The following is a 5072-nucleotide window of genomic DNA, read 5'->3' as shown; positions in this document are numbered from 1 at the left end:
GGAAAGGGGAAAATTCAAAGTTTTTCTCCTTTTAGGGTAACGTGTACAACACAATCCCAAAAAACCCAGTTAATTAGGCTTTTCTCGTTCCTAGTCTCCGACTGGGAATGCATTCATTGAGTCTCTGACTCAATGTCTGACTAGAGGCAGAGCCTCTAATAGCCCATTCCCATGCTCTGCATGGGAACGAGATAGCGAGATAAACGAGAGAACAAAGGGAAATTGAGCTTTTTTAGACTTGTGTGTACACCGTAGCTTTCAACGCAGGGGGCAGAAGGCATATTCAGTCTCAATGTGGAAGAAATTGCCCTAAAATTTATGTAAACATGAGCCGCTGAATCTTAGATTAAGTTTAAATTTATTTAATTTTATAGAATGCCAGACGCAGAAAAGCCCCAAAACCAGCTGGCTAATGATAAGCTGCTGCATCGGCAAGTTAGTAAAAAAGCAAGTGATTCGCTAAGAGCCAGTGGAGAAGAGGGAATGGTGCTTCAGTTGGCTGATGGCACTATCCAGGCTTGCAATGCCGCTGGCGATCGCATTTTGGGACTGACAGCAGAGCAGCTGGTGGGGCAAAACTTCCTCGATCCCAAGTGGCAATTTATTCATGAAGATGGCTCTCCTTTCCTTAGTGAGGCTCACCCAGCGATCGTTGCGCTAAAAACTGGTAAACCTTGTTTGAACGTGGTGTGTGGCTTCTATAAGCCAAATAGTGAGCTAGTCTGGCTCTTGTTGTCCTCCCAACCTCTGTTCCAAGTTGAAGGAAGCAATCCCTACGCGATCGTCACAACTTTTTTGGATATTACCGAATCTAAGCACGCCCAGCTTGAAGAGAACTGTAACTGTGGAGAACAAACTCAACAAGTTGATGCAGATGAAAAACTCCACCCACAAGGGGATGGAGTTTTTGGGCATGGGGAATCGGGCATAGGGTATAAAGATGTTACCAATGCCCCATGTCCAGTGCCCCAAGCGACGGGGCGACTATCCCTCTACGGACATCTGGGGATGGAATTTCCCGTCGCTTTCAATGAATTTCAGACAGTGTGGGATAGTCATCGTCTGTTTCAACAAATTGCTGGCACTCTTCCGGGGATACTCTATATTTATGACCTAATTGAGGAGCGAAATTCTTACGCTAATTACGAAATTGCTCAAGGTTGGGGCTACACGCCAGCAGAAATCCAGGCAATGGGAAAAGAGCTATTTACCCAACTGCTACACCCTGAAGATTTGGCTCGACTCCCTAGCTATTTTGAAAAATTTAATTCTATTCGTCAGGGCGAAGTCCTCAGCTTTGAATACCAGATTCGACACGCTAATGGGGAGTGGCGCTGGTTTTGTAGCTATGACACTGTGTATAGCAGAACTGCTGATGGATTGCCACAATATCTTTTAGGAATCGCTTTTGATATTACAGAACGACGATGCACAGAAATTTCCCTACGGCAAAGTAATGAAAGATTTGAGCTAGCAGCAGCGGCAGTTAATTGCCTAATCTATGACTGGGAAATTCATAGAAATACTGTGGAAAGAACTCAGGGTTTAACCCAGGTTTTTGGCTATACACAACAAGAGGCTGAACCGAATTTTGAGTGGTGGCAAAAACTCATCCATCCCGATGACCAACAAAGAGTTAATGACCAGTTCATGGCTAGTATGGCTAATGGCAACCGTTATAGCATCGAGTATCGGGTGCATCACAAGGATGGCCATTATTTGTGGGTGCTAGACCAGGGGTTTGCAGTCCGGGATGCAAATGGTCAGGTAGTTAGGGTAGTTGGTGCTACTACTAATATTACCGAACGCCAAGCTGCGCTCCAGGAACGCCAACAAATTGAAATAAACCTGCGCGAGAGTGAAGAACGGATTCGGCTGGCCACTACTGCTGCTGAACTGGGTATGTGGTTTTGGAATATCAATACCAAAGAGTTAATTTGGACAGAGAAATGTAAGCAGTTGTTTGGACTTGCTCCAGAAGCCGAAATAGGCTATGAGTTTTTCCTCAACTGTGTACATTTAGAAGACCGTCAACGCGTTGATGAAGCGATCGCTCGTTCTGTTGAAGAAAAGATTGACTGTGACATTGAATACCGCAGCCTTTGGTCTGATGGTAGCATTCATTGGATTGCTGCTAAAGGTCGCGTCTTTTATGATGCCGAGGGTAAGGCAGTACGTTTGACGGGTATTGCTCAGGATATTACCCAGCGCAAACAGGTAGAAAATGATTTGCGCCAGCGCGAAACTCAATTAAGGCGATTAGTTGATTCCAACATTATTGGCATTATGTTCGCCACTCCTAACTACATTACTGAGGCGAATGAGGCTTTTTTAGAAATGGTGGGTTACACGCGAGAGGAGCTTTTGGCGGGTAAGGTACGCAGACAACACATGACCCCACCGGAATATCATGCTCTAGATCAGCAGGGGATAGAGCAACTTTTAACGGTTGGGATATGTACTCCCTTTGAAAAAGAATACATCCGCAAGGATGGTTCCCGCATTCCCATATTAATCGGTGGTGCTTTGGTGGAGCGAGAGCCGGCGTCTTGGATCTGTTTTATTCTTGACCTAACCCCCAGGAAGCAATTAGAAAAGGCACTTAGACAACAAGCAGAGGAACTCAAACAGGCAAACCGGAATAAAGATGAGTTTCTCGCCATTCTTTCTCACGAATTGCGATCGCCACTCAACCCCATTCTAGGGTGGTCATCTCTACTCAAAAGCCGCAAATTTGACGAAGCTACTACAAATCGTGCTTTAGAAACCATCGAAAGAAATGCTCAGTTGCAGATTCAATTAATTGATGAGTTGCTGGATGTGTCCCGAATTATTCGCGGTAAGTTGAACCTGACTTTTGCCACTGTTAACCTGGCATCTGTAATTGATGCTGCATTAGAAACAGTCCGGTTAATCGCCCAAACTAAATCCATCCAGATCAAAATCCAGCTTGACCCCAATGTTGGTAAAGTGTTAGGCGATTATTATCGCTTACAGCAAGTTGTGGGAAATTTACTCTCGAACGCAGTCAAGTTCACTCCCCCACATGGTTCAGTGGAAGTCAACTTATCATTGAGTCGTGAATTGACTTCCCACTCAGCTTTAATTCAAGTTAAAGACACAGGTCAAGGTATTTCCCCCGAATTTCTACCCCACGTATTTGAATATTTTCGTCAAGCCGATAGCAGCACAACTAGGAAATTTGGCGGACTGGGACTGGGATTAGCAATAGTCCGTCACTTAGTAGAGTTACATGGTGGTACTGCAACAGCAGCTAGTCCAGGAATTGGACAGGGAGCAGTTTTTACTATTAGACTGCCTGTGATGAAAGAGAGTGAGGGAGTAGAGGGAGTAGAGGAAGTAGGGGGAGCAGGGGAGAAATTTAACTCGTCACTTCTTTGTGGATTACGAATATTGATTGTTGATGATGATGTTGACACGCGGGAGTTTCTGCACTTCTTGCTACAACAAAATGGGGCGTTGATAACTGCCGCAGCATCGGTAACTGAGGCGCTGGCTTTTATAGCACAGACTGCACCTAATTTATTAATCAGTGATTTGGGAATGCCAGAAATGGATGGCTACAGCCTGATTAGGCTGCTTAGAGCCATGCCCAAGGAGAAGGGTGGGGAAATTCCAGCGATCGCTCTTACCGCCTATGCTGGAGAAAGCGATCGCGATCGAGTCTTAGCAGCTGGTTTTCAGAAGCATATTGCCAAACCAGTCCAACCAACTGAATTACTGACCTCAATTGCAGATTTGCTTAAGGAAAGAGTAGAGAGTGAAGAATAGTGTAGTTCCAAATTTTCTATAATCCAAAGTTTAACTCAAACCTAATCCAATTCCCGACGTCCTTCCAACGCCCTCGCCAAAGTCACCTCATCTGCATACTCCAAATCGCCACCCACAGGTAAACCAAAAGCAATCCGCGTCACCTTGGTAAATGGTTTCAATAACTGACCAATATATAGTGTTGTTGTCTCCCCTTCCACACTCGGACTAATTGCAAGAATTACTTCTTGAGGTTTTTGCTGATTTACCCGGCGCTGCAAAGCCAGGATAGTCAATTGTTCTGGCCCAATTCCATCTATTGGCGAAATCACTCCACCCAAAACGTGATACTTGCCTTTGTATTCACGGGTTTTTTCCAGCGCAATCACATCGCGAGGATCTGCTACAACACAGATAGTATTGTTGTCACGGTTGGCATTGCGGCAAATTTCACAAACAGGTTCAGCAGATAAGTGAAAGCAAACAGAACACAAACCAATCTGTTTTTTTGCCTCAATTAAAGCTTGTGCCAAAGCTTCTACTTCTGCTTCTGGTCGCTTCAAAATATGCAAAGCCAGTCGTTGGGCAGATTTAGGGCCAACTCCCGGTAGGCGTTGCAGTTGCTCGATTAACCGTGCTAAAGGGCGTGCGTAAACCGTTGTCTTGTCTCCAGAATGTTTTTACCTTAACTATGATGACATTCTTACAGAATTTTGGATTGGTCATTTTATTTATCAGGAAAGGCAGAGGGCAGGAGGCAGAAGGGAATTCTGAATCCTGTCCTCTGCCCGTGGCGAACTTGCGGTTTAAGACCCCCACCAAATTTTCAATTTGGTGGCTCTTGTTCAGGAGGGGTCTGAATCCCCTTCTGAACAAAACCTTCTGCCCTCTTCAACAGAAGTCAAGCAGACTCCATCCAATACAGTTCAGATAAGACCAAAAGACTTGTCTTGACGGCGATTTATCGCGTCTCGAAAACCCACAATTTTGTACTATAAGCTGAAAAGAACCTTAATTTGGTTATGTAGATTCAAATAAAAAAGCGCCCCCTGTTACCAGAGGACGCTTTTTTAAATTGTAGAGACGCTATGGATAGCGACTTAAGCTTATGATTAACCGTTGATAGCAGGAGCGGTAAGAGCTACAGGAGCAGAATCGCCAGCAGCCAAATCTAGAGGGAAGTTGTGAGCGTTACGCTCGTGCATTACTTCCATACCCAAGTTAGCGCGGTTGATTACATCTGCCCAAGTTGCAATCACACGACCTTCAGAGTCAATGATTGATTGGTTGAAGTTGAAACC

2 protein-coding genes and 1 pseudogene are annotated in these 5072 nt (G+C 44.9%); 1 reads left to right on the top strand and 2 read right to left on the bottom strand.

The window, feature by feature from the left end; translation table 11 throughout:
* Window positions 1–375: 375 nt before the first annotated feature.
* A complete protein-coding gene (locus A4S05_RS28760; RefSeq protein ID WP_084227311.1) occupies window positions 376–3792 on the top strand; it encodes a PAS domain-containing protein in 3417 nt (1138 codons plus the stop codon).
* Window positions 3793–3833: 41 nt separating this feature from the next.
* Here the strand turns inward: A4S05_RS28760 and recR are convergent, their stop codons facing one another.
* On the bottom strand, window positions 3834–4391 hold the full coding sequence (gene recR, locus A4S05_RS28755; RefSeq protein ID WP_069073197.1) for a recombination mediator RecR: 558 nt from the start codon (window positions 4389–4391) through the stop codon (window positions 3834–3836).
* Between the two features lie 492 nt (window positions 4392–4883).
* Window positions 4884–5072 (bottom strand): annotated as a pseudogene (locus A4S05_RS28750) (photosystem II q(b) protein); the annotation flags it as partial.

Origin of the sequence: Nostoc sp. KVJ20, assembly GCF_001712795.1 — a bacterium.
Classification (GTDB): domain Bacteria; phylum Cyanobacteriota; class Cyanobacteriia; order Cyanobacteriales; family Nostocaceae; genus Nostoc.
Note: the sequence above shows the minus strand (reverse complement) of the source record. Positions and strands in the feature narration are given on the sequence as shown.

Bases quoted from the DNA above. Each gene is read 5' to 3' on its own strand.
- A4S05_RS28760 (WP_084227311.1), top strand. From the start codon at position 376: ATGCCAGACGCAGAAAAGCCCCAAAACCAGCTGGCTAATGATAAGCTG.